This is a genomic window from Streptomyces sp. BBFR25 (assembly GCF_044590125.1).
Classification (GTDB): Bacteria; Actinomycetota; Actinomycetes; order Streptomycetales; family Streptomycetaceae; genus Streptomyces; species Streptomyces canus_D.
In genome coordinates, this window is the sequence record NZ_CP172447.1 from 3,371,200 (window position 1) to 3,386,999 (window position 15,800).

Consider the following 15,800-nt stretch of genomic DNA (forward strand, 5'->3'; position numbering starts at 1 on the left):
CGCCACCCTGTTCACGTCCGCAACCGGGGCAGTCTCGCACGGCGGGCCGACAGCCGTCAGCCCCGGTGTGCCTCAGCCCCGGTGCGCGGCACGGGCCCTGGACCGCTTCGGTGCCGGGCGCCTGCCGCCGTCCGGCCACAGCCGGGGCGGGCGCTTGGCGGCCACGTCCTCCATCCAGCCGAACCAGACGACGCAGCTCCCGATCAGCAGCCAGGCGACGGCCAGGACCGGCCAGGAACTCTCCAGCAGCCACGGGACGTGCTCGCCCAGGACGTCGAAGCCCCACAGCCGGTCCCACAGCGTGGCCGCGACGAGGATGCAGACGTTGTGCCACAGGTAGACGGTCACCGCGCGGGAGTTGAGCAGGGTGATCAGCCGGTCCCAGCGGCGCAGCCGGCGCGGCCACTCGGTCCACGACGGGCTGACGTGCAGGAGCAGCAGCACCGTCGCGAAGGACCAGACGGCCTGCGCGAAGGGGATGGAGTCCAGGTCGTACCCGGTCCTGAAGCCCTCCCGGAAGGCGTACCACAGGCCCAGCGCGGCGATCACCGGGGCGACAGAGGGCACGACGTAGCTCGGCAGCCGTTTCAGGATGCCTTGCTGGTGGGCCATGCCGAGGATCCAGCAGGCGCCGAAGGTGCTGAAGTCGGTGAGTTCGGACGGAACGCGCTCGCCCGGCAGGTCGAGGTAGCCGAACTGGAAGGCGGCCGACAGCGCGAGCGGCGCGAGGATCGTCGGCCACGGCAGGGCCCGCAGCGCGCGCAGCAGGAACGGGGAGAGCAGGACGTACCAGAGGTAGGCGCGGATGTACCAGAGCGGCCCGGCGAGTTCCGCGGCCCAGTCCTCGCCGAGGACGCCGTGGACGCCCGGCAGGCTCGCGGCGAAGGGCGGGTCGCTCAGCGGCAGGACCCAGAAGAAGAGGTGGAGCCACCACCAGCCCGGGTGCCCTTCGTCGCCCGGTCCCCAGCCCTGCAGCAGCATGCCGGTCACGCCCACCGCGCCCAGCAGCCACAGCGGAGGCAGCAGGCGGCGCATGCGGCTGCGGACGACCTGGACGGCCGGCCGCTCGAGACTGCGGGCCATCAGGTTGCCCGCGAGGGCGAACATCACGCCCATGGACGGGAACACCACCGGCAGCCAGGCCCAGCCCATCAGGTGGTAGAGGACCACGCGGAAGAGGGCCACCGCCCGCAGCAGGTCGAAGTACCGGTCGCGCACGGGAGCGCGCCGGGCCCGCTTCGGCTCGGGCGTCACCGGTACGGCGGTGTCCGCGCCGACGACCGGGTGCGGTGCGGTCGGGTGCGGGGCGCTCCGGGTCGGACCGGGCGGGGCCGGGGCGGGCATGGCGGGCGCGGGGACCGGCCGCGTCGGGTCGTACGGCGGGGTGGTCATCCGACCGGCCTCCCGTCCATGGCGCCGGACCGCCGCTGGGACGGGACGCCGTCGGCGCCGGGCGGCGGGGCGGAGACGCCGCCGCTGCGCCGCAGCTTCTGCCAGCGCAGCCGGCCGCCGGTGAGCGCCGTGATCCAGGACTGGAGCAGCACCACGTACATGATCTGGCGGTACACGATCTGCTGGAGGGGCAGCGAGATGAGCGGGGTCAGCTTCTCCCGGTCGAGCCGGAAGGCGTACGCCGCGCACACCGCCTGGATGGCCAGGACGCCGAGCCAGGCCACGATCGTCTTGTCGGTGGGGCCGAAGACGAGGCCGTAGAGCAGGAAGACGTCGATCAGCGGGGCCAGCAGCGGGGCCACGACCATGAACAGCGAGACGAAGGGCAGGCCCACGCGGCCGAAGCGGCCCGAGGGGCCCTTCTCGACCACCGCGCGGCGGTGCTTCCAGATCGCCTGCATGGTGCCGTACGACCAGCGGTAGCGCTGGGACCACAGCTGGCTGACGGACTCCGGGGCCTCGGTCCAGGCGCGGGCGTTCTCGGCGTAGACGACCCGCCAGCCGGCGCGGTGCAGCGCCATGGTGACGTCGGTGTCCTCGGCGAGCGTGTCGTCGCTCATGCCGCCGATGGGCTCCAGGGCGGAGCGGCGGAAGGCGCCGACCGCGCCGGGGATGGTCGGCATGCAGCCGAGGACGTCGTACATCCGGCGGTCCAGGTTGAAGCCCATCACGTACTCGATGTGCTGCCAGGCGCCGATGAGGCTGTCCTTGTTGCCGACCTTGGCGTTGCCCGCGACGGCGCCCACCCTCGGGTCGCCGAAGGGCTGGACGAGTTCGCGGACGGTGGAGGGTTCGAAGACGGTGTCGCCGTCCATCATCACGACGATGTCGTGCCGGGCGTTGGCCAGGCCCCGGTTGAGCGCGGCGGGCTTGCCCGCGTTGAGCTGCCGGATCACCCGGACGCCGGGCAGGCCGAGCCCCTCCACGATGCGGGCGGTGCCGTCGCTGGAACCGTCGTCGATGACGACGACCTCGATCGGGTGGTCGCTCGCCACCAGGGAACGCACCGTGTTCTCGATGCACTTGGCCTCGTTGTACGCCGGGACCAGCACCGTGACCGGTTCGGTGACCGCCGGTCCCCAGCGGAAGCGCCTGCGGCGCACCCGGCGGGCGTGCACGCCGGAGAGCAGCAGCATCAGGGCGAAGCGTCCGATGACCAGCGTGCCGATGATCGCCAGGCCCACCACCAGGATGTCGGTGAGCCGCTCCGAGGCCTGGACCAGGAAGACCCACGCCTTGCCCTTCCACAGCTCGGCACCGGTCACCGGGGTCATGGCGCTGGGCGCGTCCAGGGCCTCGGTGAGGTTGTCGAACTCGTAGCCCTTCTTCTTCAGGTCGGGCAGGAACCGGTCCAGGGCCTGGACGGTCTGGTGGCGGTCGCCGCCGGAGTCGTGCATCAGGACGATGGCGCCCTTGCCGCCGTGCGGCGTGGCGCGGCGGATGATCTCGTCGACGCCGGGCTTCTTCCAGTCCTCGCTGTCGGTGTTGTTGACGACGGTGAGGTAGCCGCGGCTGCCGATGTACTCGGTGACCGGCCAGGACTCGTCGTCCATGGCGTCGGCGAAGGAGGAGTAGGGCGGGCGGAACAGCGAGGTGCGCACCCCGGCCGCGCCGGTGATCGCCAGCTGGTTCTGCGACAGCTCCCAGTCGATGCGCTTCTCGGACTGGAAGGAGAGGTCGGGGTGGTTGAAGGTGTGCAGGCCCACCTCGTGGCCCTCGTCGACCATGCGCTCGACGAGGTCGGGGTAGCGGGAGGCCATGGTGCCGGTGACGAAGAAGACCGCGTGCGCGTCGTGCTTCTTCAGCACGTCGAGGACGCGCGGGGTCCAGGTCGGGTCCGGGCCGTCGTCGAAGGTGAGGACGAGCCGGTGGTCGGGGACGCTGAGGCTGTCGGTGCGGCCACCGCGCGTGTCGATGACCGGACCGCCCTCCAGGATCTCCTCGGGAACGTGGGTGGTGGCGGCGGGTGGCTGGACGCGGTGGTCGGCGAGGATCTCGCTGTGCACGTAGCCGCGCAGCATGAGCATCGCGGCCAGGGCGACCAGGAGGAGCAGCGGGAGCAGCAGGCGCAGGGGCACACGACGGCGGGAGCCCTCACGGGCGCTGCGCGCGGCCCCGTGACGGCGGGTGCGGGATGCCATCAGAGGTGGTTCTCCGGGGACGGGGGAGGGGGAGGGGACGTGGAGATGTCGCCGGGGCCGGCGAGCACGACGGGTGTGCCGGCCCGACCGGCGAGGGGGGCCGCGCCGTCGGAGCCGCCCGCCCCCGGGTCGGTGCCCGTGGTGGAGCCGCCGGTGGGCCCGGTCGGGTCGACGGAGGTGCCGCTGCCGCCCGCCGGGGCCGACGGGTCCGTGCTGTCGGGGGGCGGGACCTGTGTCGACTGCGTCGGGTCGGGACCGGTCGCGCCGCCGTCGCCCGGAGTCCGGTCGGTCCCGGGCACCGAGGACTCGGGGTCGACGGTCGTACCGGCCTGCTCCGTGGAGCCGCCGGCCACGCCGGACGTACCGGACGCGGGTGCCTCGTCGCCCGGTTCGGTCGCCGCCCCGGCGCCGGCCGAGGGCGTGGCCTGCGGGGCCGCGGCGCCGGAGGGCGGCGGCGCCGACCGGGAGGGCTGCGGAGTGGTGTCGACCCGACCGGCCGGTGCGCCCTCCTCCTGGCCCGGTACGGGCTTCCACGGCGCGTCGGAGTTGCCGGAGAACAGCGTGGAGGCGATGACGACGGCGTAGACCGCGCAGGCGACGCCGACCAGGATGCCGAGGCGGCGGTACAGGCGGCTGCGGCGGCCGGACGCGTCGACGAAGACGGGCCCGTCGGAGGCCTCCGGGCCGCTCTTGCGGTGTCCGCCGTCGGCCCGCAGCAGCACGCCGTCGCCGAGGTGGACGGCGTCGAGCTGGACGGTGACCTCGTGCGGGTCGTGGGTGTGCCCGGCGGCGGCGCCCGCGTCGCCTTCCGCGTCCGGCAACTCCTGCCAGGGGTCGCGGAGTACGGCGGTGGCGGGGCCGGGCGGGGGCACGGGCGAGGGCGGGGAGGCAGGTGCGGGGAAGGCGCGGGTGGGGGCGACCGGGGCGGCGGGAGGGGCCGACGGGAGGACGTCCGTACGGTCGGGGTCCGGGGCGGGGCCGGGACGGGTGCCGGGACCGAGGCCGTGGCCGGTGCCGTGGGGCGGGCGGGGGCCAGGCGCGCGGCCGTGGCCGGGGGTCGCCCCGGCCGGGTCGGTTGTGCCCCAGGTTATCCGCCCCTGGGCCAGCGGGCCCTGGCCTCGTCCGTGGGGAGGGAGGCCGCCTATTCGGGAGCCCAGGACCTCCGTACGGTCGGCGTCGGAACCCCCGCGGGCACGCGGGCCCGCACCGGGATCGCCGAACCACCCCGAACCCGGCGCGGTCACCGGGGGTTCCCCGGCCGGAGGCAGGGAGCGGGTCGGGGGCAGCATCTCGGTGGCGTCAGCATCTCGTCTCGCCTCCGGGAGATCACGAGCTCCGGACTCGGCCTCGGGCCACTCCGGTTGGGCGTCTTTTTGCCAATTCTTCACGCGTGCGCACTTCCCCCCACGGGACACTTCCGGGTGCGCATACGACTCCGAGCACTCGTCGGCCGAACCGGCCCCCACCAGGTTCGAGCGCCCCCTGTATCACACCGTGCTCAGGCAAAGAATGTAGCGCACGCGGAGGATGTGTGGTGGCCGAGTGTCACTTGTGGACGCACATCACAGCGGCGTCGACGGCCGGAATCCATCCGTCGTCGGGGACCTCCAACCAACCCTTTTCGGTCGCGACCTGCGACGCCGCCCGGCGCAGCGCGTCGAGCGCGGGATGCGCCAGCCCCTTTCGCCACACGAGCGAGACCGGCGACAGCGGCACGGGGTCGACGAGGGGGCGCACCACGGTCGCGGCCATGGCCGGAAAACTCTCCACGGCGAGGATCGGATTGCGCGTCTTGTCCATGATGCGCTGGAACTCCTCCTCGCCGACCGCCAGCGGCGCGGGGGGCGCCACATGGATGCCGCGCCCCTCGAACAGGCGGTGCGCGAGGTCGGTCCACTCCGGCGTGCGCGGGTTGCCGGCCCCGGCGTACACGACTTCTCCGGCGAGTGCGGTCAGCGGCACCTCGGGCAGCCGGGCCAGCGGGTGGTCCTCGGGCAGGACGACCGCCATGGGCTCCAGGCGCACCGGCTGGTGGCCGAGTCCGGCCCGCAGCGCGGCGGGCAGCCCCGCGAACCGGCCGAAGGAGGCGTCGAGGCGGCCCGCGACCAGTTCACCCGCGGCGTGGGTCAGTCCGCTCTCGTAACGCGCCATCAGCTCCTGCTCCGGCGCGAGCGCCCGGGCCCGCTCCAGGACCAGGCGGCCGGTGACCAGACCCGGGGAGTTGAGGTCGACCAGCAGCGGTCGGGCCTGCCCGAAGGCGGCCAGCAGGTCGTCCTGCGCCTGGAGGACCCGGCGCGCGTACGGCAGCAGCCGCTCGCCGTCGGCCGTCGGCGTCACCTGCCGGGTGGTCCGGACGAACAGTTCGGCACCCAACTCCCGCTCCAGGCGCCGCACATCCCTGCTGAGTGCCTGCTGGGCGACGTAGAGGCGGGCGGCGGCGCGGGTGAAGTGCAGCTCCTCGGCGACGGCGACGAAGGCGCGCAGGAGGCGGGGGTCGAGGTGCGCGGGTGCGGGCATCCGGCGAATTTACAACTCCGGTGCGTGAATGGCCACGGAGTAGGTGTTGGACCCCCTGACCGCCCCCGGGCGACGGTGGACGCATGCCGCAACCGACTCCCCCGCACCGCTCCCGTCCCCCTCACCCCGCCCCCTTCCTGGCCGTCACCGCCGACACCCTGGTCGCGGCCGACTTCCGCCCCCGCGTCCGGCGCCGGCCGCCCGGCCCGTACCGGCGCCTCCTGGCCACGCCCGGCGCCCGTGCGTTCACGATCGGGAATCTCATCGCCCGGCTGCCCATGGGCATGTTCAGCGTCAGCGCTGTTGTGATGATCGCCGGCACCCGTGGTTCCTACGCCCTCGCCGGCGCCGTCACCGCGACCGGCCTTGCGGCGACGGCGCTGGTCGCCCCGTGGACCGCGCGGCTCGTGGACCGGTACGGCCAGGCCAGAGTGGCCGTACCCGCCACGCTGTTCGCCGCGCTGGGCTCCGTCGCGCTGCTGCTGTGCGTGCGGTACGGGGCGCCCGCCTGGACCCTGTTCGCCGCGTACACCGCGACCGCGACGACACCCAACACCGGAGGCATGGCCCGCGCCCGGTGGGCCCACCTGCTGAAGGGGGACGCCGACGCGCTGCACACCGCGAACTCCTTCGAACAGGCCACGGACGAACTGTGCTTCATGCTCGGGCCGGTCCTCGCGGCGTTCCTGTGCACCGCGCTGTTCCCGGAGGCGGGCACGCTCGTGGGCGTGGTGCTGCTGGTGACCGGCATGCTGCTGTTCACCGCCCGGCGTTCGACCGAGCCCCCGGCCCGGCCGCGCCCGACGGCGAAGGCTCCCTTCCGGGCGCCGGGCATCCCGTCGCTGCTCGTGGTGTGCCTGGCGATGGGCGGGGTGTTCGGCGCCATGGAGGTCGTCACCATCGCCTTCGCGGACGCACAGGGCCACCGCGCGGCGGCCGGGGTGGTCCTCGCCCTGCAGGCGGCCGGTTCCTGCGCGGCGGGTCTGCTCTACGGCGCGATCAAGCCCGCCGGACCGGCCGAGCACCGGCTGCCATGGTGCGTGGCCGCGATGACCGCCCTGCTGACGCTGCCGCTCCTCGCGGCCTCCCTCAGCGGCTCCCTGCCGCTGCTGGCGCTCACCCTGCTGATCGGCGGGATGGCGACGGCCCCGACGATGGTCACCACGATGACGCTGGTCCAGCACCGCACCCCGGAGGGCCGCCTGAACGAGGGCATGACCCTCGCGGTGACCGGCCTGCTCGGCGGCATCGCCTGCGGCAGCGCGGCGGGCGGCTGGACGGTGGAGCACCTCTCCCCCACCGCGGCCTACGGCATCCCGGTCACAGCGGCGGCCACGGCCCTTCTCCTGACCCTGCTGCCACCCCGGCGAACCCTGTGAACGCGGAAAACCCCCTGGTCCCCGACAGAGTGCCGGTGACCAGGGGGTTCCCTCCGTACGGGGTGCGGGTGGCGCAGCCCCCGCGGCGCGCGGCGCAGCCGCGCAAAAAACGACGAGGGCGACGTGGCTCGCGCTTACCGCGAGCACACGTCGCCCTCGACCTCGTGGAGATGGCGGGAATCGAACCCGCGTCCAACGGTGCGGAATCAGGGCTTCTCCGTGTGCAGTCCGCTTCGATTTTCTCAGCCCCGGAGATCACGCGGACAAGTCTCCGACGGGCTCAGTCACTGTTTGGTTTCCCTCTTCACCCCGTGACCGGGATCAAGGTTTAGTCCCCTAGCTGATGCCAGGATCCGGGTCGGGAACAGCCCCGGGCTGACACTCCCTTAGTAGGAGGCTCGCTTCGCTACCTGAGATCAGGCAGCGAGGGCGAAGGCCTGCTGGGAGGAATCGCGCTTGGTGTTGGCGATTATTTTTTCGGCCTGTGGTTTACGAGATCATGGCCGCTTCCTCGACACGCTTCCCCTGCTTCGACAGCCGCTGTCGAAACCGATCATCCCCATGTTGATTTTTCAAGTCCTCCGAAGAGGGGCGCGCACCCTCTGTGGGGTGCAGGCACCATCGTACGTGACCAACGCGTACAGGTGCCAGCCTATTCCTGGCGGGGCTCAGGCCCGCTGCTTGCGCCGGATCGCCGAGATCGTCCGCTCCGCCTCGCGGCGGTCCTGCTTCTCCCGGAGGGTCTGCCGCTTGTCGTACTCCTTCTTGCCGCGTGCCAGCGCGATCTCGACCTTGGCCCGCCCGTCCTTGAAGTAGAGCGCCAGCGGCACGATCGTGTGACCGGTCTCCTGGGACTTCGACTCCAGCTTGTCGATCTCCACGCGGTGCAGCAGCAGCTTCCGCTTGCGGCGGGCGCTGTGGTTGGTCCAGGTGCCCTGGCTGTACTCCGGCACGTGCACGTTGTGCAGCCACGCTTCGTGACCGTCCAGCTGCACGAATCCGTCGGCCAGCGAGGCCCGCCCCTGGCGCAGCGACTTCACCTCGGTACCGGACAGCACGAGGCCGGCCTCGTAGGTGTCGAGGATCTGGTAGTCGTGCCGCGCCTTCTTGTTCTGCGCGATCAGCTTGCGCCCTTTTTCCTTAGCCATAGTGCGGTCCATTTTGGCACTACGGAGGGGCCTGGTGGAAAGCCGATTACGTGGTCGGCCCGAGCCCGCTCAGCACGGTCCGGGCCCGCGCGAGGGCGGCCGCGTCCGTCGGGTCGACCTCCAGGTCGGGCGTGATGCCCGTGCCGTCGACGCCGCGCCCGGAGGGGGTGCGGTAGTGCCCGACGGTCAGCTCGGCCACCGAGCCGCCGGGCAGCCGGCTCGGCATCTGCACCGAGCCCTTGCCGAAGGTGCGGGAGCCCAGGACGACCGCCCGGCCGCGGTCCTGGAGCGCCCCGGTGAGCAGCTCGGCCGCGCTCATCGTGCCGCCGTCGACGAGCGTGACCAGGGGCCTGGTGGTGTCACCGCCGCTCTCGGCGTGCAGGGCCCGCTGGTCGCCGTCGACGTCGTACGTGGCGACCAGGCCGCCGTCGAGGAAGGCGGAGGCGGCGGTGACGGCCTCGGTGACCAGGCCGCCGGAGTTGCCGCGCAGGTCGAGGACGACCCCGGCGCCGGAGGGCACCCGGGCCACGGCCTCGCGCACCTGCGCGCCGACGCCCTTGGTGAAGGAGGCGACCTTGACGACGGTGAGGCCGTCGGCGGGCGTGCGGACGGTCACGGGGTCCGTGGACAGCCGGGCGCGGCGCACGGTCTCGGTCCACGCGCGCGTGCCGCGCTCCAGGCCCAGCCGGACGGCGGTGCCGGCGGGCTCCGGCTCGGCGTCGCCGCGCAGTATGGAGACGACCTCGGTGACGGGCCGCCCGTCGACTCTCTCGCCGTCGACGCTGCGCAGCCGGTCGCCCTCGCGGATCCCGGCGTCGGCGGCGGGTGAGCCGGAGCGCACCCTGGTCACCTCGATGCGGCCGTCCCGTTCGCGGCGCGCCGAGAGCCCGACGCCGGTGTACCGGCCGTCGAGGGCGTCCTCCAACTCCTCGTACTCGCCCTCGGAGTAGACGGCGCCCCAGCGGTCCCCGCTGCGGCTGACCGCGCGTTCGGCCGCCTCCACGGGAGACTTGCCGTCGGCCATGGCCTCGGCCGCCGCGCGGGCCACGTCGTCGTGGCGGGCCTGCTGACCGGCCGGGGCGGCCGAACGGGCGGCGCCCGGTGCGGACTTCCGGTCCGGCCCGGGGAGCGAGCCGGTGGCCGCGCCCGCGACGAGCACGCCGGCGAACACCAAGGTCAGGGCGGCCCCGTGGCGCACGCGACGGGGCTGACAGAACAGGTCACGACCTGACATGCCGGTGAGTCTAGGACAACGCGTAAGGGCCGCACGGTCCCTTGACCGCGCGGCCCCCTTGGTATGCGTCACACCTTCAGGTACTTGCGCAACGCGAAGAACGCCGCCAACGCGGGCATCAGCAGGCTCGTGGCCAGGATGAGCGGCAGCTTCGTCAGGACGGCGTCCCAGCCGATGAAGTTGATCAGGTTCAGCTTCTCGGACAGGGCGAGTCCGTGGTCGATGATGAAGTACCTGGCGATGACCAGGAATCCGCAGGCGACACCACCGCCGATCAGACCGGCGACCGCCGCCTCCATGATGAACGGCGCCTGGATGTAGAAGCCCGAGGCGCCGACGAGGCGCATGATGCCGGTCTCGCGGCGCCGGCTGAACGCCGAGACGCGCACGGTGTTGACGATCAGCATCAGGGCGACCACGAGCATGAGGGCCATCACCGCGCGGGCGGCCCAGTTCATGCCGTTGAGGAGGCCGAAGAGGTTGTCCAGGATGCCCTTCTGGTCCTGCACGGACTGCACGCCCTCCCGGCCGTCGAAGGCGGTGGCGATGACCTGGTACTTCTCCGGGTCCTTCAGCTTGATCCGGTAGGACTCCTGCATCTGGTCCGGCGTGAGGGAGCTGGCCAGCGGCGAGTCGCCGAACTGCTCCTTGTAGTGCTTGTACGCCTCGTCCTGCGACTCGTAGGTCACCTTCTCGACGACGGCCATCTCGTCGAGGTCGGACATGATCTGCTTCTTCTGGTCCTCGGTCACCGCGCCCTTGGCGCAGTTGGGGTCGGACTCGGCGTCGCTCTTGTTGCAGAGGAAGACCGAGACGTTGACCTTGTCGTACCAGTAGCCCTTCATGGTGTTGACCTGGTCGCTCATCAGCAGCGAACCGCCGAACAGGGCCAGGGACAGGGCGACCGAGACGATGACCGCGAAGGTCATCGTCAGATTGCGGCGAAGACCGACTCCGATCTCCGAGACTACGAACTGGGCGCGCATGGCGTCTCGTTAAGCCTTTCGTTCCTCGTCGTCAGTGCTGGTAGCCGTAGACACCGCGTGCCTGGTCCCGGACGAGGCGGCCCTTCTCCAGCTCGATGACGCGCTTGCGCATCTGGTCCACGATGTTCTGGTCGTGCGTGGCCATCACCACGGTGGTGCCCGTCCGGTTGATCCGGTCGAGCAGCTTCATGATGCCGACCGAGGTCTGCGGGTCGAGGTTGCCCGTGGGCTCGTCGGCGATCAGCAGCTTGGGCCGGTTGACGAAGGCGCGCGCGATGGCCACGCGCTGCTGCTCACCGCCGGACAGCTCGCCGGGCCTGCGGTCCTCCTTGCCGCCGAGTCCGACGAGGTCGAGGACCTGCGGCACGGACTTGCGGATCTCGCCGCGGGACTTGCCGATGACCTCCTGGGCGAAGGCGACGTTCTCGCCGACCGTCTTGTTCGGCAGCAGGCGGAAGTCCTGGAACACCGTCCCCAGCTGGCGCCGCATCTGCGGCACCTTCCAGTTGGACAGGCGGGCGAGGTCCTTCCCGAGGACGTGCACCTGTCCGTGGCTGCACCGCTCCTCGCGGAGGATCAGCCGCAGGAAGGTGGACTTTCCGGAGCCGGAGGACCCCACGAGGAAGACGAACTCGCCCTTCTCGACCTCCAGGGAGACGTCCCTGAGGGCTGGGTGGCTCTGTTTGGGGTAGACCTTGGAGACGTTGTCGAATCGGATCACGGATGCACCACGGGTCGCCGGGGGTAGATGAGCGTGACCATACGCGAACCGGGGAGCCGACCGCAGTCACCGGTCGGGGTTGCGTATCAGTTGTGTGTTTTGTCCCCACGGGAGGGCGCGCGGGGCCCCTCGGAACCTGGCACAGTGGAGGGGGAACGTTCGTGTTGTCGCGGGCGTTGTTCCGAACGGAGCCGGTGGCAAGGAGGGCGAGCGCATGACGTACGACCGGTTGGTGTGCGCGAACTGCGCGGCGCCCGTGAGTGAGGGCAGGTGCCCGGTGTGCCGGGCCAACCGCGAGCGGCTGCAGCAGGAGAGCAATTTCTTCGCGGGGCTGAATCCGACGACGCTGATCGCGCTGCTGGCGGTGCTGATCGCGGCGGTGGCCCTGCTGGCCCACCAGACCGTCTGAGGCGCCAGGAGCGGCCCTGAGGCCCGCCAGGACGCCCACCCGGAAGACGCGGAAGGGGCCCGGAGCGATGACGCTCCGGGCCCCTTCGTCTGCGTGCGCGGTGCGTACGCGGACCGCTACCGTCAGGCAGTGGCCCCGCCGCGGCCGTTCATCAGGCGCGGCAGGAAGCGGAAGCCGATGCCTCCGGCGATCATCGTCGCGGCGCCGACCAGCAGGAACGTGGTCTCCGCGGCGCCGGTCTCGGCCAGCTCCTCGCCGCTGCCCTGGGCGGAGGCGTCGGAGGCCGGGGCCTCCTCGCCGGTGTCGGTCAGCGCGGAGGAACCCTCTTCCTGAGCGACGTTGTCGTTGCCACCGCCGTCAGGGGTGGTGTTGTCGCCGCCACCGGTGCCGCCGGAGTTTCCACCGTTGCCGCCACCACCGTTGCCGCCGTTGCCGCCGCCACCGTTGTTGCCGCCACCGTTGTTGCCGTTTCCGCCGTTGTCGCCGGAACCGCCGTTGTCACCGTTGCCGCCGTTGTCACCGGCGCCACCGTTGTTGCCGTTACCGCCGTTGTTGCCGTTACCGCCGTTGTTGCCGTTACCGCCGTTGTCACCGTTGCCGCCGTTGTCACCACCCTCGGACGTGCCGGTGGAGGTGCCCTCGGACGTACCCTCGGAGGTGCCCTCGGACGTACCCACCGAGGTCCCCTCGGAGGTGCCCACCGAAGTGCCCTCGGACGTACCCACCGAAGTGCCCTCGGAGGTGCCCTCGGACGTACCCACCGAAGTGCCTTCGGACGTGCCTTCCGAGGTGCCCTCGGAGGTGCCCTGCGAGGCGCCCTCGGTCACGCCGACGATGGCGTTGCCCTCGGTCGTACCTTCGGTGTCCCCCTCGCCGCCCTGGACGCTGACGCCGAGGCCGACGCCGTCGCCGTCGGCGCTGGCGTTCACGCCGATGTCGAGCGCCGAAGCGGCACCCGCGGCGGTCAGGGAGGCACCGGCCGCGATCACGGCGCCGGCCGCTATGCGCGCGACACGGATGCGCGTCTTCTTCGTCATGTAGTTGCTACCCCCAGTAGCCAATTAGTCGGTGAGGCCGCACTCGGGGGCCGTGATCGACGGGGGTGGCTGCGTGTGTGCTCAAGTCCCCCGGTTCACATGCGCCCCAGAAATACGCATGCCGAGCCTCACCATTCCGAATGTTCAAAGCAACGTCAAGGCCATTGCGTACGCGATGTCCAGGTACGGGACGTATGCCGGACACAAAGGATGCGACTGTGACGCAGAACCCAGACATCACCGGTGAACAAGGGGCAGACAAAAGGCAACCGCCGCCGGAAGGGCGGCAGTTGCCTTGTCGACAAAGCGGCGACTGAGCTTCGCGCTACTTCTCCCGCTGCTTGCGCCAGCGAATGCCGGCCTCCAGGAAACCGTCGATCTCGCCGTTGAACACGGCCTCGGGGTTGCCCACTTCGTGCTCCGTGCGCAGGTCCTTGACCATCTGGTACGGGTGCAGCACGTACGAACGCATCTGGTTGCCCCAGGAGTTGCCCCCGTCGCCCTTGAGGGCGTCCATCTTGGCCTGCTCCTCCTGGCGGCGCCGCTCCAGGAGCTTGGCCTGGAGGACGTTCATGGCGGTGGCCTTGTTCTGGATCTGGGAGCGCTCGTTCTGGCAGGAGACGACGATGCCGGTGGGGATGTGGGTCAGGCGCACCGCCGAGTCGGTGGTGTTGACGCCCTGGCCGCCGGGGCCGGAGGACCGGTACACGTCCACCCGCAGCTCGGACTCGTCGATCTCGATGTGGTCGGTCTGCTCGACCACGGGGAGGATCTCGACGCCCGCGAAGGAGGTCTGGCGGCGCCCCTGGTTGTCGAAGGGCGAGATGCGCACCAGCCGGTGCGTGCCCTGCTCGACGGAGAGGGTGCCGTAGGCGTACGGCGACTGCACGGCGAAGGTGGTCGATTTGATGCCGGCCTCTTCCGCGTACGACGTCTCGTAGACCTCGGTCTTGTAGCCGTGCTGCTCGGCCCAGCGCAGGTACATGCGCTGGAGCTTCTCGGCGAAGTCGGCGGCGTCCACGCCACCCGCCTCGGCGCGGATGTTGACGAGCGCCTCACGCGCGTCGTACTCGCCCGAGAGCAGGGTGCGGACCTCCATCTCGTCCAGCGCCTTGCGGACGGCCGCGAGCTCGGACTCGGCCTCGGCACGGGTGTCCGGGTCGTCCTCCTCCTCGGCCATCTCGAAGAGCACGCCGAGATCGTCGATCCGGCCGCGCAGGGCCTCGGCCTTCCGCACCTCGGCCTGGAGGTGGGAGAGCTTGCTCGTGATCTTCTGCGCCGCCTCCGGGTCGTCCCACAGGGAGGGCGCTGCCGCCTGCTCCTCGAGCACGGCGATGTCTGCCCTCAGCCTGTCGAGGTCCAGGACGGCCTCGATCGACTCCATGGTCGAGGAGAGGGACTTCAGCTCTTCGGATACATCGACGACTGCCACGCGTCCAGCGTAACGGCTCCGCTCGCCGGCCCACGCCGGGCGGGTGCGGGTGCGGCCTCCGGCGGCGGGCCCGGCCTCAGGGAGCGGCGGGTGCCGAGTTCCGCGTGTCCTGGGGTCCGGTGCCGTCCTCGTCACCGCCCGTGGCCAGCCACGTACCGACGCCGATCGCCGCCACCAGGGCGAGGGCGCCCGCGCCCACCGCGATCCTGCGCCGCCGCGCGGTGGCGCGGTTGCGGGCCGAGCCGGGGCGCGGGGCCCCTGCCGCGCGAGGGGCGCGGGCGGTGCCGCGGGCGCCGCCGGCCAGCTCGTCCGGGGCGGGGACGCGCATCGAGGTGTGCGTGTCGCGGTTGGAGTCGGCCGGCTTGGCCCCCGGCACCAGCGGCACCGCTCCCCGGCGCCGTACGGGCTCGGCGGCGGACGCGGGGGCGGCCGGGGACGCCGCGGCCCCGTCGGAGTCGTCCTCCTGCTCCTCGGCGTCGGGCTCGTCCACGTCCAGCGGGGCCATTCCGGCGAGCAACGGCAGCAGCTCGCGCAGCCGGGCGCTCAGCTCGGAGGCGCGCAGCCGGGAGGCCGGGGCCTTGGCGAGGCACTGGACGAGGAGCTGCCACAGCTCGTCGGGGATGCCGGGGAGCGGGACGACGGTCTCGGTCACATGGCGGCGCAGCACCGCGCCGGGGTGGCCGCCGCCGAACGGGGTGAAGCCGGCGAGCAGCTCGTAGAGCACCGTGGCCAGCGCGTAGATGTCGACCGCCGCGCGCGGGGGCAGGCCCTCGACGATCTCCGGGGCCAGGTAGTCGGGCGTGCCGATGATCTTCGTGGCGCGGGTGCGGCGCGGGGTGTCGATGAGCTTGGCCACCCCGAAGTCCGTCAGCAGCGCCGGGTGCGCGCCGCCGGGGCCGAGCGGGCCCTGCATGTCGAGCAGCACGTTCTCGGGCTTGACGTCGCGGTGCACGACCCCGGCGGCGTGCGCGGCGGCCAGTCCGTCGGCGACGTCCGCGACGACGGCGACCGCGGCCTCGGGCGCCAGGCGCCGCTCCCGGTCGAGGCGGGTGCGCAGGTCGGTGCCCCGGACCAGGTCCATGACCAGCGCGAGGTCGTTGCCGTCGACGACCAGGTCGCGCACGGAGACGATGTGCGGGTGCTCCAGGCCGAGCAGCGCGGTGCGCTCCTGCACGAAGCGGGAGACGAGTTCCTGGTCGGACGCCAGGTCCTCGCGCAGCAGCTTGATCGCGACGGGCCCGTCGGGACCCTCGCCCAGCCACACCGTGCCGGCGCTGCCCCGTCCGAGGATCTGGTGGGCGGTGTACCGGCTGCCGATCTTCCGTGCCAAGACTGCTCCTACCG

13 protein-coding genes and 1 other RNA gene are annotated in these 15,800 nt (G+C 72.0%); 2 read left to right on the forward strand and 12 right to left on the reverse strand.

Translation table 11 applies throughout. From position 1 onward, the window contains the following. Positions 1-72: 72 nt before the first annotated feature. The 4 genes from ACGH52_RS15285 to ACGH52_RS15300 all read right to left on the reverse strand — a co-directional run bounded on the left by ACGH52_RS15285 (position 73) and on the right by ACGH52_RS15300 (position 6,110). Positions 73-1,392 (reverse strand): acyltransferase, encoded by a 1,320-nt coding sequence (locus tag ACGH52_RS15285; RefSeq protein WP_399939811.1) that lies wholly within the window; start codon positions 1,390-1,392, stop codon positions 73-75. Then, on the reverse strand, positions 1,389-3,593 hold the full coding sequence (locus tag ACGH52_RS15290; RefSeq protein ID WP_361465179.1) for a polysaccharide deacetylase family protein: 2,205 nt from the start codon (positions 3,591-3,593) through the stop codon (positions 1,389-1,391). The genes ACGH52_RS15285 and ACGH52_RS15290 overlap by 4 nt, the downstream gene beginning before the upstream one ends. Then, complete coding sequence (locus ACGH52_RS15295) at positions 3,593-4,465, reverse strand: hypothetical protein (RefSeq protein ID WP_399939814.1); 873 nt, start codon at positions 4,463-4,465, stop codon at positions 3,593-3,595. Before ACGH52_RS15295 ends, ACGH52_RS15290 begins: the two co-directional genes overlap by 1 nt. 673 nt (positions 4,466-5,138) lie before the next feature. Beyond that, entirely contained in the window at positions 5,139-6,110 is a 972-nt protein-coding gene (locus ACGH52_RS15300; RefSeq protein ID WP_210976300.1) for a LysR family transcriptional regulator, read from the reverse strand. Positions 6,111-6,193: 83 nt separating this feature from the next. Here ACGH52_RS15300 and ACGH52_RS15305 point away from each other — a divergent pair, with 83 nt between their 5' ends. Then, complete coding sequence (locus ACGH52_RS15305; protein ID WP_399939817.1) at positions 6,194-7,489, forward strand: MFS transporter; 1,296 nt, start codon at positions 6,194-6,196, stop codon at positions 7,487-7,489. Between the two features lie 162 nt (positions 7,490-7,651). Here the strand turns inward: ACGH52_RS15305 and ssrA are convergent. The 5 genes from ssrA to ftsE form a co-directional block, all read right to left on the reverse strand. Then, positions 7,652-8,050, reverse strand: a transfer-messenger RNA (tmRNA) gene (gene ssrA, locus ACGH52_RS15310). Between the two features lie 107 nt (positions 8,051-8,157). After that, positions 8,158-8,637 (reverse strand): SsrA-binding protein SmpB, encoded by a 480-nt coding sequence (smpB, locus tag ACGH52_RS15315; RefSeq protein WP_052841735.1) that lies wholly within the window; start codon positions 8,635-8,637, stop codon positions 8,158-8,160. A gap of 46 nt (positions 8,638-8,683) precedes the next feature. Next, positions 8,684-9,871 (reverse strand): S41 family peptidase, encoded by a 1,188-nt coding sequence (locus tag ACGH52_RS15320; protein ID WP_399939821.1) that lies wholly within the window; start codon positions 9,869-9,871, stop codon positions 8,684-8,686. 68 nt (positions 9,872-9,939) lie between these two features. Further along, positions 9,940-10,857: a permease-like cell division protein FtsX gene (gene ftsX / locus ACGH52_RS15325; RefSeq protein WP_059301605.1), complete on the reverse strand. Its 918-nt coding sequence runs from the start codon at positions 10,855-10,857 to the stop codon at positions 9,940-9,942. A gap of 31 nt (positions 10,858-10,888) precedes the next feature. Then, a complete protein-coding gene (gene ftsE / locus ACGH52_RS15330) occupies positions 10,889-11,578 on the reverse strand; it encodes a cell division ATP-binding protein FtsE (RefSeq protein ID WP_003975843.1) in 690 nt (229 codons plus the stop codon). 214 nt (positions 11,579-11,792) lie between these two features. On the opposite strand from ftsE, the gene ACGH52_RS15335 reads away from it, so the two are divergent. After that, positions 11,793-11,987: a hypothetical protein gene (locus tag ACGH52_RS15335; RefSeq protein ID WP_003975842.1), complete on the forward strand. Its 195-nt coding sequence runs from the start codon at positions 11,793-11,795 to the stop codon at positions 11,985-11,987. Between the two features lie 122 nt (positions 11,988-12,109). Here the strand turns inward: ACGH52_RS15335 and ACGH52_RS15340 are convergent, their stop codons facing one another. From ACGH52_RS15340 to ACGH52_RS15350, 3 genes are all read right to left on the reverse strand, one after another. Further along, the gene (locus ACGH52_RS15340) at positions 12,110-13,024 is read right to left on the reverse strand and encodes a hypothetical protein (protein ID WP_399939826.1); all 915 of its coding nucleotides are present in this window, start codon (positions 13,022-13,024) and stop codon (positions 12,110-12,112) included. A gap of 325 nt (positions 13,025-13,349) precedes the next feature. Beyond that, on the reverse strand, positions 13,350-14,456 hold the full coding sequence (gene prfB / locus ACGH52_RS15345) for a peptide chain release factor 2 (RefSeq protein ID WP_003975840.1): 1,107 nt from the start codon (positions 14,454-14,456) through the stop codon (positions 13,350-13,352). Between the two features lie 76 nt (positions 14,457-14,532). Beyond that, complete coding sequence (locus tag ACGH52_RS15350; protein ID WP_076974610.1) at positions 14,533-15,786, reverse strand: serine/threonine-protein kinase; 1,254 nt, start codon at positions 15,784-15,786, stop codon at positions 14,533-14,535. Positions 15,787-15,800: the final 14 nt, after the last annotated feature.